The sequence below is a fragment of the Solibacillus faecavium genome (assembly GCF_014836905.1).
GTDB lineage: Bacteria > Bacillota > Bacilli > Bacillales_A > Planococcaceae > Solibacillus > Solibacillus faecavium.
In genome coordinates this window covers 116,355-132,525 of sequence record NZ_JACSPZ010000009.1, presented here as the reverse complement: position 1 = coordinate 132,525, position 16,171 = coordinate 116,355, and the positions used below count along the sequence as shown (strand labels likewise).

Annotated in this window: 16 protein-coding genes and 1 riboswitch; of the genes, 12 read left to right on the top strand and 4 right to left on the bottom strand. The window is 36.4% G+C overall.

The window, feature by feature from the left end:
* Positions 1-191: 191 nt before the first annotated feature.
* The 3 genes from H9635_RS16010 to H9635_RS16000 all read left to right on the top strand — a co-directional run bounded on the left by H9635_RS16010 (position 192) and on the right by H9635_RS16000 (position 3,219).
* Positions 192-923 carry an RNA 2'-phosphotransferase gene (locus H9635_RS16010; protein ID WP_225231346.1) on the top strand — a complete coding sequence of 244 codons (732 nt, stop codon included), beginning with the start codon at positions 192-194 and terminating at the stop codon, positions 921-923.
* Between the two features lie 122 nt (positions 924-1,045).
* A riboswitch (purine riboswitch) is annotated at positions 1,046-1,147 on the top strand.
* Between the two features lie 132 nt (positions 1,148-1,279).
* The gene (locus tag H9635_RS16005) at positions 1,280-1,852 is read left to right on the top strand and encodes a xanthine phosphoribosyltransferase (protein WP_191701313.1); all 573 of its coding nucleotides are present in this window, start codon (positions 1,280-1,282) and stop codon (positions 1,850-1,852) included.
* A gap of 74 nt (positions 1,853-1,926) precedes the next feature.
* Positions 1,927-3,219 (top strand): nucleobase:cation symporter-2 family protein, encoded by a 1,293-nt coding sequence (locus tag H9635_RS16000; protein WP_191701312.1) that lies wholly within the window; start codon positions 1,927-1,929, stop codon positions 3,217-3,219.
* Between the two features lie 153 nt (positions 3,220-3,372).
* Here H9635_RS16000 and H9635_RS15995 read toward each other — a convergent pair whose 3' ends face one another.
* The 3 genes from H9635_RS15995 to H9635_RS15985 are packed head-to-tail and all read right to left on the bottom strand — an operon-like array spanning position 3,373 to position 6,148.
* On the bottom strand, positions 3,373-5,073 hold the full coding sequence (locus H9635_RS15995; protein WP_191701311.1) for a hypothetical protein: 1,701 nt from the start codon (positions 5,071-5,073) through the stop codon (positions 3,373-3,375).
* An 18-nt stretch (positions 5,074-5,091) separates the two neighbouring features.
* Complete coding sequence (locus H9635_RS15990) at positions 5,092-5,736, bottom strand: type II secretion system protein (protein ID WP_191701310.1); 645 nt, start codon at positions 5,734-5,736, stop codon at positions 5,092-5,094.
* Complete coding sequence (locus H9635_RS15985; RefSeq protein ID WP_191701309.1) at positions 5,690-6,148, bottom strand: type IV pilus modification PilV family protein; 459 nt, start codon at positions 6,146-6,148, stop codon at positions 5,690-5,692. Before H9635_RS15985 ends, H9635_RS15990 begins: the two co-directional genes overlap by 47 nt.
* 405 nt (positions 6,149-6,553) lie before the next feature.
* On the opposite strand from H9635_RS15985, the gene H9635_RS15980 reads away from it, so the two are divergent.
* From H9635_RS15980 to H9635_RS15940, 9 genes are all read left to right on the top strand, one after another.
* Entirely contained in the window at positions 6,554-7,912 is a 1,359-nt protein-coding gene (locus H9635_RS15980; protein ID WP_191701308.1) for a VanW family protein, read from the top strand.
* Positions 7,913-7,929: 17 nt separating this feature from the next.
* Complete coding sequence (locus H9635_RS15975; RefSeq protein WP_191701307.1) at positions 7,930-9,594, top strand: GspE/PulE family protein; 1,665 nt, start codon at positions 7,930-7,932, stop codon at positions 9,592-9,594.
* Between the two features lie 14 nt (positions 9,595-9,608).
* On the top strand, positions 9,609-10,652 hold the full coding sequence (locus H9635_RS15970) for a type IV pilus twitching motility protein PilT (RefSeq protein ID WP_191701306.1): 1,044 nt from the start codon (positions 9,609-9,611) through the stop codon (positions 10,650-10,652).
* Positions 10,649-11,857 (top strand): type II secretion system F family protein, encoded by a 1,209-nt coding sequence (locus tag H9635_RS15965; RefSeq protein ID WP_191701305.1) that lies wholly within the window; start codon positions 10,649-10,651, stop codon positions 11,855-11,857. The genes H9635_RS15970 and H9635_RS15965 overlap by 4 nt, the downstream gene beginning before the upstream one ends.
* 100 nt (positions 11,858-11,957) lie before the next feature.
* The gene (locus tag H9635_RS19315) at positions 11,958-12,419 is read left to right on the top strand and encodes a prepilin-type N-terminal cleavage/methylation domain-containing protein (RefSeq protein WP_225231345.1); all 462 of its coding nucleotides are present in this window, start codon (positions 11,958-11,960) and stop codon (positions 12,417-12,419) included.
* Positions 12,420-12,566: 147 nt separating this feature from the next.
* Positions 12,567-13,535, top strand: coding sequence for a type IV pilus biogenesis protein PilM (gene pilM, locus H9635_RS15955; protein WP_225231344.1), 969 nt, complete (start codon positions 12,567-12,569; stop codon positions 13,533-13,535).
* Positions 13,532-14,122, top strand: coding sequence for a PilN domain-containing protein (locus tag H9635_RS15950; RefSeq protein ID WP_191701303.1), 591 nt, complete (start codon positions 13,532-13,534; stop codon positions 14,120-14,122). The genes pilM and H9635_RS15950 overlap by 4 nt, the downstream gene beginning before the upstream one ends.
* Complete coding sequence (locus H9635_RS15945) at positions 14,122-14,862, top strand: potassium transporter (protein ID WP_191701302.1); 741 nt, start codon at positions 14,122-14,124, stop codon at positions 14,860-14,862. The genes H9635_RS15950 and H9635_RS15945 overlap by 1 nt, the downstream gene beginning before the upstream one ends.
* Positions 14,863-15,113: 251 nt before the next feature.
* The gene (locus H9635_RS15940) at positions 15,114-15,869 is read left to right on the top strand and encodes a prepilin peptidase (RefSeq protein WP_191701301.1); all 756 of its coding nucleotides are present in this window, start codon (positions 15,114-15,116) and stop codon (positions 15,867-15,869) included.
* A gap of 50 nt (positions 15,870-15,919) precedes the next feature.
* On the opposite strand, the gene H9635_RS15935 is transcribed toward H9635_RS15940, so the two are convergent.
* The gene (locus H9635_RS15935) at positions 15,920-16,144 is read right to left on the bottom strand and encodes a hypothetical protein (RefSeq protein ID WP_191701300.1); all 225 of its coding nucleotides are present in this window, start codon (positions 16,142-16,144) and stop codon (positions 15,920-15,922) included.
* Positions 16,145-16,171: the final 27 nt, after the last annotated feature.

The window sequence follows — 16,171 nt, the reverse complement described above, 5'->3', positions numbered from 1 at the left end:
GTGAAACTGAAGTGGATATTAAGTCATGCAAAGTGGCTAATATCTAAAGCCAAGTGTCTAAAATGTCATTAGGGTGGCGAATATATGTATTTAAATCGTAAATGAAGTGGCGAAAAAAATGCTCTCGATTATAAAATGCCCTTTAGCCTTCCTTTTATACTTTAAAAGGAAGGAATGGTATTATAGAAGAAATGAAGAATCTCTATACTTATAAGGAAGTGTTAGGAATGCCTATCTCAACAGGTTTATATAAGAAAATGCATCAATGGTTAATGGGCGAAGATGGAAAAACTGTAGCATTTCGTCCGTTTTTAACAAATGGAAATCCCTACAAATCACGAATTTTCCTAGTCAGCACAAATGCCGTACCCTTTTTTAAAGTAGAAGATAGAAGTGAGCAGACTTTTGCAGAGTCATTATTAAATAGAGAGCTGTTAAAAGATCTTTATTTGAGTGAAATAAAGGGAGCCCCTCGTGAATTTAAAGGTTCTTTACAATTTGAGGCATGGCTAAAAAAGCAATATAACGAATCGCTTATTTATACTTCTTTAAATACGTATCAAATAGAATCGATGGATCATGCAAAAAGCGCGAAAAAAGAAGATGCTGCTAATTTTGAACGCGGGCAAACAATTTTCAAAGAAGTAATGGAAGAGTTTCAGCCGGAAATCATTATTTTGCAAGGGTCAGCTACGTTCAATCAATTCAAAACGCTATTTGCAGAGGATATTGTTATTTTCAATGAAGGTGAGATGAAAGTGCAAGTTATGGAGGAAATGGGTGCAATTGCTGAAGTGACTTATGGGAATGGAAAGAAGGCCCTCGTTTTTGTCACTCGTAGTATGAGCTATTTTGGGTCTGAGGGGAAAAATTTCGAACAATTCAAAGAAAATTTAGCTGAGAATTTATTGGTAAAAGTCTAAACCCGAACATTCGCTTCGTTATTATCACTTTTTTGTTCAAATTTCCGAAAAATAAGAATAGTTTTACTTTTATGAGATTATTGCAATATAAGATTTACATGATTATAATTGGGACATTCAATATTAAACTTAATAACTTTACTCATATAATCGCAAGGATAAGGCTTGCAAGTTTCTACCGATTTACCGTAAATGAATCGACTATGAGTGAAGCATGTTAACGAATGACCCGTCCAATTTTATTTGTGCACCTCATTTGTTATTACTTTTGAACTGTATTCGGAAGTCTTGCTCCACTCATTGTAGGGAGCAGGTCTGCCGATTTTTTTTATCCAAAAATAGAGGGGGAATTGTATATGAAACTTTTAAAAGAAAAAATTGAAAAAGAAGGCGAAGTTCTTTCAGACGTAGTACTTAAAGTAGATTCATTTCTAAACCACCAAATCGACCCGTTTTTAATGAAGGAAATTGGAGATGAATTTGCCAAACGTTATTCTGATCAAATCATCACGAAAGTACTAACAATTGAATCATCAGGAATTGCTCCAGCGACATTTTTAGGTTTAACGCTTGGTGCACCGGTTGTATTTGCTCGTAAACGCAAATCTCTTACGTTAACGGATAATTTGTACACATCAAAAGTACATTCTTTTACAAAAAACGAGACAAACGAAATCTCGGTATCACAGAAGTTCATAACAGCTGATGACAATGTCGTTATTATTGACGATTTTTTAGCAAATGGCGAAGCGCTAAAAGGCTTAATTGATATTGTAAATCAAGCAGGAGCTACAATTATTGGTGCGGGCATTGTAATCGAAAAAGGCTTCCAACAGGGTGGCAAGGCATTACGTGAACAAGGATTACGCATTGAATCTTTAGCAAATATTAAGTCGCTGGCAAATGGCAAAGTAGAATTCTACGATTAAGCATTAAAACACTACAGTTCAAATCATGTAAATAACATATTAAGAGTGCATCTATAATTGGAGGAAAACTTTTTATGAATAACACAAAAGCAACGATGCTTGGTATTCAGCATCTGCTGGCAATGTATGCAGGAGCGATTTTAGTACCGTTAATTATCGGTGGGGCATTAGGTTTCAGTCCGGCACAAATGACATATTTAGTAGCAATCGATATTTTCATGTGCGGCGTGGCAACACTTCTGCAAGTTTGGAAAGGGAAGGTTATCGGAATTGGATTACCGGTTGTACTCGGATGTACATTTACAGCAGTAAGTCCAATTATTGCAATTGGTTCTGGTGGTGGATTAGGGGATGTATACGGAGCGATTATCGCCTCAGGTATTATCATCGTATTAATCGGTGGTCTTTTCGGTAAATTAATTCCGTTTTTCCCGCCTGTTGTAACAGGTTCGGTTGTAACGATTATCGGAATCAGCTTAATCCCGGTAGCGATTAATAATATGGGTGGCGGACAAGGGGCAGCTGACTTTGCATCAGGTTCAAACGTAGCCTTAGCATTTATTACGTTACTGATTATTTTAGTGATTTATAGATTCACAGTTGGTTTCGTTCGTGCCATTGCGATTTTACTGGGGATGGTGACAGGAACAATTATCGGTATTTTCTTGGGTAAAGTTGATTTCGCACCAGTAGCAGATGCTTCATGGTTACACATTATGCAGCCATTTTACTTAGCAACACCGACATTCAATGCTTCTGCTATTTTAACAATGACATTAGTAGCAATGGTGTCATTAGTAGAATCAACAGGTGTGTACTATGCTTTAAGTGATATTACAAAAAAAGATTTAACTTCAAAAGATTTATCAAAAGGGTACCGTGCAGAAGGACTAGCATCAATTATCGGTGGTATTTTCAACGCCTTCCCTTACACAACATTCTCACAAAACGTAGGACTAATTCAAATGTCAGGCGTACGCGACCGCAAAGTCATTTACATTACAGGCGGTATGCTTGTAGCACTTGGATTCCTGCCAAAGCTTGCAGCATTAACTACGATCATCCCAACACCAGTACTTGGTGCAGCGATGCTTGCAATGTTCGGTATGGTAATTACACAAGGTGTGAAAATGCTTGCACCGGAAATTCAAAAATCCATGGAAAACGCAATGGTCGCAGCACTTGGAGTTGGTTTAGGGATCGGTGTTGCTACAGTACCGGGTATCTTCGAAAACTTACCTTCTTGGATGTCGATTTTAACGTCGAATGGGATTGTTGCGGGGTCGGTTACGGCGATCTTCTTGAATGTGTTGTTTAATATGATTGGGCCGAAGCGTCGGGATCCGATGCATGTGGTGGAAAATTAAATATAATTTATCTTAAAAGCACCTAACAAATTTTAAATTTGATAGATGCTTTGTGACAAAAAGTGTATCCCACAGAAAAGTTTACTTGTAGACTTTTCTATGGGATTTTTTCAATCCTTATAAAGTTAATTGGATTACGAATATATAACGACATTAATTTCTATTAATGATTTCTGGAAGGTTGATTTCTGTGATGAATTCCTCCTCTTCATCTCGTTTGAATGAAGTGTAAGCTTCAATTAAGTCTTGGTCATAAATAATTGTAAATCTTGAATTTTTTCTTGGTACCTCGGGGGTTGAAGGATTATTATCATGATCATAAAGTTCGGATTGAGCGCTTACTGTATCAATTAGATTACCTCTTGTATATTTCCCTCTTAATGCCGATAATACAATGTTATTCCCAGAAATACCTCCAATAATTTCAATATTCGAAATAGCACCAAATATATTCACTGTACTATGTGAATAGAAAAAGGCTTTAATTTTACTAGGGGTATCTGAATATGGAGAGGTGTTAATAATTCTAATTCTTCCTGTAGCAAAAATAATTAACGTTCCATTTGATTCATATCCACTTAATACACTATTATTTATAGCAACATCTCCATCGACATATATAATTGCATCGCTATTTAACGAGGAATTATCTATTGATAGGTTGCCATTAATATGATATTGACCAACCAAATTTAAATTAGACATTCCATCTATAGTTAGAGAGCCGCTCTCTAATACTGTATAATATCTGTATTCCCTACAAACTAACAAACCTGGTCTAATACATTCTCGTTGTTGCTTAGTAGCACTTACTAAAATAACATCATCTTTAGAGTTAAAGACACGATTTCTATGAGAGTTCGAGGAAACGTTTATAGAGCTAATAGTACTATTTTTATGGCTTTTTGAAGAATAGGTGTTCTCGATTTTTTCTTTGATTTTTAACTCATCAGAAACTAAAGATTTTTTTACGATATTAACATTTTTCGTGTCAAATAATATTGTTCTAAGTCTATTATTCGTTAAAAGTTCGTCAACTGAATAACTATCGTATCTAGATAAATTATTATAGACATTCAAGTTTAATACTGAACTTTCACTTGCTAGATGACTTGTATTTTTGTTAACAAAAATATTACCGCTTTCAGGAAGTATTATTTTAGGAGTAAAGCTTTTGCTGTCTGCTTTCATTCTAGGATAAACGCTAGAATGCCAATTTGTATAATTTCCAGATAATGTATAACCTTGGTTGTGGATAATCAAGTCTTTAGAGGTTTTTATGTCCCCTTTAACATCTACCCCACCATATAAATAAATACTACCCCCTTTATTACTTGAAAGTGTATATCGCAACTGGTCTGGAATGGCGTCAGTTCCTAATATAACTTCAGAGCGAGTAACCTGTTCTTTACCGTTTACAATTCCGGTACTTCTAAAACTAACAACTCGTTTATAAAGATCTTTTTCTGCTGTTGATTGGGTTATTACATTTTCTATACAAACTTTTGTTTTGTTATTATTATCTGTTGGGATAAGAAAACCCGTATTTTCTGAAAGGGAACATGCAAGTTGAGGGTTTTTTAAGGTGTTATCTAAAAAAATAGCAAACTCACTTTTACCAACTTGGTTATTGTTTATAAAGTCTTCAAGTGTTTTTTGTAGATTACTAACAGCAAACTCAATCCCTTTATCGGCTAAATCGGTAGCTTGTACTATGTTTTCACGATTTTTATTTTTTGTAATACCGTTAGCAGATAGTGTCATTAAACTCAACCCTAATATAGAAAAAATCATCACGATCGCAACTGCAATAAGTAGTACGGAACCGTTGCTGTTTTTAAGTAACTGTTTCATAATGACAACTCCTTTCCTTTATTTCGAATTTACTATTGGTTGGATTTCATTCTTAAAGGACATAATTCTTTCTGTTTCCTTATTTCCCCGGACATGTGTAAATTTTAATTTTAGTACTATTTCGTAAACGGAAGTTTCATTAGGGGTGCCGTTTATCTTGGATTCAGCTAGTACTTTAATACTGCTATTTGAAACAGTGTATTGTTCATTGAAAATCTGGATTTTTGTTACACCATTCACTGTTTTAAATCCGATATCTTTTAATTTACATTCACCCTCTATTTTATAGTCCCCGTTCTCATCTCTTTGGCATTTAGATTCATTTTCTATTACTTCAAGATAACTATATTTATAACTTTTTTTATTAGATATAGGATCTATTATTACTTCCTCTTTATATCTAATAATATGCTCCTGCTTTGTGGAGTACATTTCTTTAATGAATTTACTTACAATAATGTCTGCTTCATCTCGTAACATCGTTTCTTGACTAATTATACGAGTGTTTTCCAAAGCCTTAGTTGTAATAGAAAATACCAAAATTGAAACTATTCCTGTTAAGATAACTACTGCCAAAAGCTCTACTAAAGTAAGCCCTTTTTCATCAAGTTTTGTTTTATTCAAGTGCAACATATCCTTCCGAAGATCCTTTTGTTTTTCCATCCGGGGCTGTTACGGTGACTACGACTTTTACCAGCTTTAAATCCTTTTCTGAATAAGTAGCATTATTAACTAGGCTATTACTTTGAGAAGCAACATAAGAAACTTTATATTCTTTGTCATTCATTTTAATAAGTGTAGGTGGTTTTTTCTTTGTAGGGTCAGATTCAGTCATATCTTTAAAATAGTTATTTACATCAGTTATTGTTTGATTGTGAATAAATGATTCAGCTTTTAATCTCACGAGCATTGCATCGGCCAAGTTAATAGTTGTTAGTTTTTCGTTATTTTTATGTGCTGTTTTACTTGTTTGAATAAAGATTTGAGAGAAGCTAAGTAATACAATACCAATAATAACTATCGCTGCAACAACCTCTATTAAAGAAAAGCCATTTTCTTTTTGTAGGACCTTCAAATTTTCCCCTCCTTATAAAATTTCCCATTATATTACCTTGAAAAAAAGAATGTGTTCCATAAAAAATGTAGAAATATAGCGAAATGCCCCTGATTTTATCGAATGTTGTTGGGTAATATAGATTAAAAATAAAAAAAAATTTGTGAGATTATAAAATATATAGTCAAAAAGTAATCTATTGTGTATTATGATAGATAATAACATAAAGTTTAATTATGGTAAAACTTAAATATTTTTTGAATTATTTAAGTAGACTTACATAATAAAAGTAATAATAGATAGGTAAATAGTACCTAATGAATGATATGGATAAAAAAATTTATGATAAAAAATAGGTTAATTGGTAGTTTGCGAAAGAAGTAAATTAGTAGAATGTATTTATAATGAATTTGGTGAGGTGTATATATGAAAAAAGTTTTAAGGTCAATGGTACTTCTTATGTTAATGGTAACAGTGCTAGCTTTTGGTGTTCCACATTTTATAGCAAGTTCTAATACACCTACTACTGATAATTCTCAAGGTTCTACAATTGGCGGAATGAATGTGGGTGGTTTAAAGGGTGAGGAATTAAAAGCTGCATTAAAGATTGCGGTAAATGATTGGTATACCCAAAATTTAATTGTTTCAGATGGAGGGACTTCCATTGAAGTTAGCTCTTCCACTTTCCAATTTGATATTGAAAGTACAGTTAATAGCTTTGAAGATAATTACCGCAAACCATGGTATGCAATTTGGGAAGATGAGACTGCTGTTCACCTACCATTAAGCATCCTTCCAAGTGAAATTGTTAAAAATGAAATTAGCAATATATCGACATGGGATACAGATTCCACTTATGAAAGAGTAGAATTGAATGCTTCTTATTTAAAAACAGACGAAGTTGAAGCTGTTGTAAATGATTTATCAATACTTGAAACAGATAGGATATCGCTTTCAGTCGAAACTATACCAGAATCTGCAATGGGTATAAATGAACTTGTTGATGCATTGAACGACACGGTAATTGATCCGCAAATACAATTTTCAATGCTAGAAAAGGTAGGGGAAACAATTAATTTAGCAAACCGAGAGGCAATTAATTTTATCGCATCAACTATTTATAACGCAGCACTCAATATTAATGGAGAAATCCTGGAACGTCATTCACAAAATGAAATTCCTATATATTTAAAACCTGGTTTAGAAGCTAAAGTGGATGCTTTTGCTAATGAGGATTTAAAATTTATTAATACATCAACCAAACCAGTTGTATTAAAGCTTTCCATAGATGAAGGGAAGCTGCAGACAGAAATATATACACCTGCTAAAGAAACTGAGGTTTCTGTATCCGTGTCGAATGATGAGGAAATTCAACCACGTACAATTACGCGCTACTCGGAGGAATTGGCAATTGGACAAACAGAGCAATTGCAAGAAGGTGTAGGGGGATTACGTGTTTCAATTTATCGAACAGTATTCGGGGAGCAACAGCTTGTAAGCCGTGATTATTATCCACCGGTAAACCGTGTCATTGTTAAATCGTCTCAGCAACCAGAAATACAAGGTTCAGCGGTTGATATGAATAATGAACCAAATGATTCAATCGATTTAGATGGTGACGGCTTCCCGGATGAAGTTGGTAATGGAGGGAATCCACCAATTAGTAATCCACAAAACACAAATTCCAATGAATCAAGTAGTGAATCACAAAATCAAGATGAGTCAGAAGATAATCTACCACCAGGCAGCTATTACGATAAAGGTGGAAATTTAATAACTCCGTAGAACAGGAGGAAATCAGCATGAAGGCAAATGCGAGAAAACGTTTAGGGGACTTATTAGTAGAAGCTGGGGTGATTAATGAACATCAGCTGAATTACGCGTTACAAAATAAAAGCCGTGATGAAAAGCTAGGAGACTTTCTGATTAAGGAAAATGTTCTTACCGAACAACAGTTAATTGAGGTACTAGAGTTCCAGTTAGGAATTCCTCATATTACATTGAATAAGTATGCGATAGATCCAGAACTATTACAGCTTGTACCGAGAGAGCTAGCAAAACGTGCCAATATTATGCCAGTACGTCGCGATAGAAATAAACTATTAATAGCGATGTCTGATCCAATGGATTATTTTGCGATTGAAGAAGTCCGGATGGCGACAGGCTGTCAAATCGAAACGAGTATTGCTGCAAAAGATGATTTATACCGAACAATTACAAAGTACTATGATTTGCAGGCTTCAATGGATGCAGCATTGTCCGAAATGGCAGCAAATACAACTGAGGTCCAACAGGAGATTACTGATGAAGATTCGCCGATTGTTCGTTTAGTCAATCAGATTATTGCCAATGGAGTAGCTCAACGTGCATCGGATATTCACTTTGATCCACAGGAAACGGAATTTAAAGTACGCTACCGTGTCGATGGTGTGTTAAGGACGGAGCGATCACTGCCAAAACATATGCAAAATATGATGACGGCTCGTGTAAAAATTATAGGTGGATTGAATATTACGGAAAACCGTATTCCACAAGATGGCCGTATTAAAGTTAATATTGAGTTTAAAAGCATTGATATTCGACTTTCTACATTGCCGACTGTCTACGGTGAAAAAATCGTTATGCGTATTTTGGATGTAAGCAATGCTGCAACAGATATTGCACACTTAGGTTTTACTGAAAAAAATGAGGCATTGTTTAAAAAGATGATTGAACAACCAAATGGAATTGTACTAATAACAGGTCCAACCGGTTCGGGTAAATCATCTACATTATATGCAGCACTTTCGAATCTAAATGATGAGGAAGTTAATATCATTACAGTTGAAGATCCGGTAGAGTATCAGCTAAACGGTGTAAATCAAATTCAGGTGAAGGAAGAAGTCGGGTTAACATTTGCAGCTGGTTTACGTTCGATTCTACGTCAAGACCCGGACATCATTATGATTGGGGAAATTCGAGACTTAGAAACAGCACAGATTTCGATTCGTGCCTCACTGACAGGTCACCTTGTATTAAGCACATTGCATACAAATAGTGCAATCGAATCGGTTTCCCGATTGCAGGATATGGGCATAGAGCCATTCTTGATTTCATCTTCTCTTGTGGGAATTTTAGCGCAGCGACTTGTACGTCAAATTTGTCGAGATTGTAGTACCGAAGTTGATCCTACAAGCAGGGAAAAAGAAATCTTTGCAAATAATGGATTCAGCATTGAAAAGGTGAGAAAAGGTCGCGGCTGTTCAGCTTGTGGAAATACCGGTTACCGTGGACGACTTGCCATTCATGAGTTATTACCAATTGATCGGGAGCTAAAGGATTTAATTCTGAATCGCGCAAGTGGATATGAAATAGGGGATTATATGAAAACAGCAGGCTACTATACATTATTGCAAGATGGTCTACTAAAAGTTATAAACGGTGTCACGACGACTGAGGAAGTACTGCGTGTTGCAACGATTGACTAGGGAGGGGATGCAAGATGGCACTGAAAATTCAAGACTTACTGCATCATGCATATGACGAAAAAGCGTCTGACTTACATGTAACAATAGGTATCCCTCCCGTATACCGGATAAATGGTCAATTGAAGCAATATGGCGATATAAATGTTACTGAAGAAATGGTTAAAGAAATGGTACAAGATATTCTACCTGATTATAAAGTGGCTGAATTTGAGGAGAAGGGTGAAACAGATTTTAATTATTCATTAAAAGACCTATGCCGATTCCGTGTAAATACGTATCACCAGCGAAATGCAGGGGCTATCGCTGCCCGTTTAATTTCGAGTAAGATACCGACTATTGAATCATTAAATATGCCAAAAGTATTGTATGACTTAGCGGAAAAACCCCAAGGACTTATTTTAGTTACAGGTCCAACAGGTTCGGGGAAGTCTACTACATTAGCAGCAATGATTGATTATATTAATGAAACAAAATCGAAGCACATTATTACTCTTGAAGATCCGATTGAATATTTGCACTCTCATAAAAAATCAGTCGTGAATCAACGGGAAATCGGTGTCGATACAGGCTCGTTTGCAAACGGATTGCGTGCATCACTTCGCCAAGATCCTGATATTATTCTTGTCGGTGAGATGCGAGATTTAGAGACAATTTCTACAGCAATTACTGCAGCGGAAACAGGGCATTTAGTATTCGGCACGCTCCATACATCAAGTGCACCGACGACAATTGACCGAATTATCGATGTATTTCCACCACATCAGCAAGGACAAATACGTATCCAATTAGCGAATGTATTACAGGGGATTATTTCTCAGCGATTGTTCATTCGTAAAGATAAAGAAGGACGTGTTGCAGCAACCGAAATTTTAGTAAGTGTTCCGGCTGTAACGAACTTAATCCGAAATGAAAAAATTCATCAAATACCAAGTGTCATGCAAACAAGCCGTGCGCTAGGAATGCATACATTGGAAACATCAATACAGGCACTCGTTTCTTCCGGTAAAGTTTCGTTGGAGGAAGTCCGTCCTTACTTGAATGTAGGTGATTACAGTTGACTGTATTTAAATATGTAGGGCGAACAAAGATGGGAGTCACACAAAAAGGGACAATTGACGCGGCAAATAAGGCAACAGCAATTACGAAGCTTCGAGAAAAGGGGATTAATCCTCGTGAAATAGAAGAGTCGAAAAGTATATTGCACATGGATATTAACCTTGGAAGCGGAAAAATTAAAACGCAGGATTTTGTAATTTACTGCCGTCAGTTTGCGACATTAATTCGTGCGGGTGTTTCAATTGTTGAGGCTACGAACATTTTGGCAAAGCAAGCAACAAGTAAGCCTTTGAAAAAAGCTTTGGAGAAGGTCGAAGAAGATGTACGTGCAGGTATCCCTTTCTCGGATGCAGTTCAAAAGCATCCGAAAGTATTCCCTGAGTTGTTCGTCAATATGATGAAATCAGGTGAAGCAACGGGGAATATTGATGACACATTAGATCGATTGGCCAATTCGTACGAGAAATCATTCCGGTTAATTAAAAAGGTACAGTCGACATTAACATATCCTGTGATGTTATTGATTTTAATTCTAGTAGTCGTATTTTTCATGCTGATATTTATTGTTCCGACATTTGTAGAATCATTTGAGTCGATGAATGCGGAACTTCCTATCCTTACAGTCTGGACTGTAGCGTTAGGAGAATGGTTAAGACAATTTTGGTGGTTACCAATTGGCGCTGTGGTCATAGGTGTGGTTGTATTCCAACACCTATACAGGAACAATGAGCAATTTCATTACACGGTACATTATATGCTACTAAAAATGCCAATTTTCGGACCGCTCTTACAAAAAACAGCCATTGCTAGATTAACACGAAATCTATCTTCATTATTTAGCAGTGCAGTACCGATTTTGCAGGCATTGACGATTTCCCAAAAGGTCTCTGGAAATCCGGTTGTGGCAAAAGTGGTACTAGATGCACGAGCAAGTCTGGAAAAAGGAAGTACATTAACAGAGCCATTTGAAAAAAGCTGGATATTCCCACCCATGGTGACGAGTATGACCAAAATCGGGGAATCTACAGGTTCTCTCGATTATATGCTTGAGAAAATTGCTGACTTTTATGAAGAAGAAGTTGACCGTAATGTTGATACATTAAAATCTTTGATTGAACCGTTAATGATTGTGTTATTGGCGGGTGCGGTTGGAATTATAGTAGCCGCAATTTTCCTGCCAATGTTCAGTTTATACGAACAAATGTAAAAAATAGAATGGGCGTTTTGCAAGGAGGCATTAAAGCAAACAAAGCGTCAGTGCAAAAAATAAAATAGTAAATAATTTAGAATTTAAAGGAGGAATTAATATGTTTAAGACATTAAAGAAGCGTATTAAAAATGAAAAGGGGTTATCTTTAGTTGAGCTTTTAGCAGTAATTGTTATCTTAGCGATTGTAGCGGCAATTGCTATTCCTGCAATTGGAAATATTATTGATAACAGTCGTATAAAAGCAGCAAAAGCAGATGTAGCAAATGTATTAAGTGGAGCAAATATTTATTTTACTGATGAGACATCAGCAGGAGTGTCTGCAGATAAGACTAAGTTAGCACCTTATGTAGACTCTTGGGGAGTGTTGAGTCAAACAACAGTTACAGGAATTACAGTAACAAAAGGAACTACAACTACTAGTGGAACAACTCCAACAACCTTAACAGTTACTGGTACTGTTAAAGTTGGTAACAAAACCGTAACAATTAAAGATGCAACTATTGATAATTTAAAAGTTGATTCAAAAGAGAAAACAACATCTTTCACATGGTCTGACTAATCATTTAATCAACCCCCAAAGAACACCCAACCCAACAGCGTTTGGGTGTTCCATTGGGTGATGATTTCGCTAGTATAATAGCTTTGAAGTTGAGCTTGCCCTGCAATAGAGGCAAAGTATAAAGGGGAGGGTCCCTATATGTTCAAAATGAAAAGAAAATCGCATGCATCGATTATCGTAAATGACTACGTGATCCGAGCGCTTGTCTCCAAAGGGCAATTACTTGATCAACCCGTTATTTATGAAACGCCTTTACCGAGAAATGCCGTACAAGAAGGCTCGATTATGGACGAGATGGCGATATATGATTTGATAAAAGAAAATGTCTCGAACTGGGGTGGTAAGAAGCAAAATGTCCGTTTCCTCGTACCGGATACGTCTGTATTATTAAAAACTTTTGAGCATCCTGCAGATGTAAGTGGGAAAAAGCTAAAGGAATTTGTGCAGATGGAGCTTGGGAATTCTATTCATTTACCGTTCCAGGAACCACTTATTGACGTTCACGATTCAGTGGAAGGCGATGGGAAAGCGGTATTGTTTGCTGCGCCTCCTGATGAAGTTGGAAAGATGGTTGGTCTTTTATTAGACAATCATTTAAATCCTCAAGTAGCCGATATTCGGGCTTTATGTAATTTACGCTTGCTCGAGGAAATTGAATTTATTGAAACGAATCGTACATACTTAGTGACGGATTGGTCGATTAACGAGCTGTCGATTTGCATTTATTCAAATGGAGAAGTAGAGTTTTTACGCTTCCAAACAATTGATACTGATTGGGATAAATGGCAGCACGAAGCTTTTGATGCAGGAGAGGTTGAGTTTCGTTATACAGGAGACTTGGATGATTTCCGTAGAGCAACAACAGACCAAGTAATGGAAATCGATCGCATGATGAACTTCTTTAAATTCTCGCTCCACAAAGGGGAAAAAGTTGTCGATGAAATTATTGTGATGGGAGATCACCCATTACTACATCTTATCGAAGCACTCTTACGCGACAATTTACCGACACCGATAAGCATTGTAGATGATGCTGTTATTGAAGCTCAATTTCCCAACTGCAAAGCAAAGCATGCGACATTGTTGGGCCTTGCTCTAAAGGAGGTTAACGAATGATTCCAGATATTAACCTCATGCCCAAAATAGAAAAGGGCGAGGCTAGTTTAAATTTTGCATTCTATTTAGTCGGAATTTTATCATTGGTAACGCTTGGACTTATGGCTTGGACATTTTTCAGTGCGAAAGGTGAAATTGCCAGCGCCATACCAGAGCGGGATTCATTAATTTTAACGCGCGATCAATTGAATGCTGAAGTTGCCTCATTTGAAACGATGAATCAGGGCTCATTAGAAGAATCTGTCGCTTTTGTGGAAAGAGTATCATTTCCAGTATCTCCGGTTATTACAGAAACACGAAATTTATTACCTTTAAATACATATTTGCGTGCTTATGTATTTTCTGAAACAGGGGTACAAGTTACGGTAGATTTTGAAACATTAAATGCAATATCAACATATGTGAGTAATCTTGAAAAAAGCCCTTATTTCAATGATGTTCAACTAGGCACAATTCAAAATTTTGATGTTAATCCTGTTGGAGAAGAATTAAGTGCAGAGCAACAATTTAGTGAAGTACCACGGTATAGCGTAGAGATTATGTTATTAATCGATCAATTATATGTAGCTGCAGGAGGTGACGAGTAGTGAATTCCTTCTCAAGTAGTAAAAATGGGACGCTTTTATTAGTGATTGCTTTAGCGATGGCACTGTTATTTGCCGTTTACTACTATGTCGTTAAGCCAAAGCAGGATGAAGAACAGGCGATCCAAAATGAAATGACGAATATAAAAACGGAAATTTCTACATTAGAACAAACGATTGCAACTCACCATTCACAGCTAGCTCAAACTAGTACAAATGAATTTGTATTACGAAAAAAAGTGCCGGCTAACCGAGAAATCGATGCGTTGATTCTTTCAATTGAGGAAATTGAATACTTAACAGGCTCACGTATTCAAAGTATCGACTTTAACAACTATGATGCTCTCGTATCTAGCTCAGGCTTACAGGATCCAATGGCTTCTGAGACAGAAGAAGGGCAAGCAACAGACGATGGATCGGAACCAGTGGAACAAACAGAGTCTACTGAAACGGAAGCTAATGATTCAACGGAAGAAACAGATGTACCAGAGGAATTACCGGTTTCAACAATAGCTGTAGAATCATTACCACCTTCATTAAAGTTAGTTACATTTAATATTAATGTGTCGTCACCAAATGATGTAAGCTTGCTACAGTTTATAAAAGAAATAGAAATGAAAGACCGTGTGATGCGAATTGATATTGTTGACTTTGCCCTCCCAGGTGAAGAAGATCAATTTACAGAAGAGGCATCAGAAATCGTAACAGCCAATATTCAAATCACAACATTCTACTATGAGTAAGGTGTTTAATACAATAATCGGTATGAAAAAACAATTACCAAAGTAGTTGATTGGAATGGGGGGAGGCGAGTGTTATTCCCTATATATTCTATATCGGTGCTTCTGCGGTGGTCGCAATAAATTGCAACCATCCTCGGCGCAAAGAATCAGAGACAAAAATTTGACTCTGATTCTTGCCCGCGGAAAGCGTCCGACCCGGAATGGAAATCAACCATTTAATATATAGCAAGGACTAGTAAGGAGCGTTGAACATGGAAATAATGTATACAATTTTCGCAGGAATATTCGGGCTAGTGTTTGGTTCTTTTTACAACGTAGTCGGTTTACGTGTACCGAAAAAGGAATCGATTGTGACCCCGCCATCCCATTGTGTGAATTGTAATCGCCGTTTACGCGCTTTTGAGCTCATACCTGTTCTTTCCTGGGTGTTTCTACGAGGGAAATGTCGGACTTGCGGTGTAAAAGTATCACCAATTTACGCATTTACGGAGCTGATAACAGGTCTTTTATTCGCATTTGCTACATGGCAGCTTGGTATTACATGGGAACTCGCAGTAGCGCTCCTTTTTATTTCGCTATTGGTTATTATTAATGTTTCGGATATTGCGTACATGCTCATTCCGGATAAAATTTTACTGTTTTTCTTGCCGCTCTTAATTGTAGGGAGAATTCTTTCCCCGCTGGATCCTTGGTGGGATAGTATTGTTGGGGCAGTGCTTGGTTTTTCGCTCTTATTATTAATTGCCATTATTTCAAAAGGCGGTATGGGTGGCGGAGATATTAAGCTATTTTTATTAATCGGTCTTGTGCTGGGGACTTATAATACGCTATTAACATTATTTTTAGCGTCCATTATTGGAACAATTGTAGGAATTATTATTTTAAAAGTGCAGGGTAAAGGGCGTAAAACTCCGGTTCCATTTGGACCATCTATTGCACTTGCCGCTATTATTGTGTATTTTTACGGAGAGCAAATTATTGATATGTATTTAAATTTACTACTATAAACAAAAAGGGGTGCTCTGATACGATTTCGGAGCATCCCTTTAATTATGACTTAATAATCTATAATAACTTTCTCGAATGGGTGATTCGTCAGTAGTTCATATGTTGCCACTTCTACCGCTTTTTCCACGGAGTCTGCTAAAACTAATATGCGGTATTTGCCGAAGTCTTTATAATAGGCATCGGCTTCAACGTATTTAGTGTTTTCGTTCTGTATATTCACGAGAATATTGATGACTATTTCATAACCATCCTTTATAAACTCGAATTTTTTCAATAAAAATCAACCTCCTCAACATTAGTT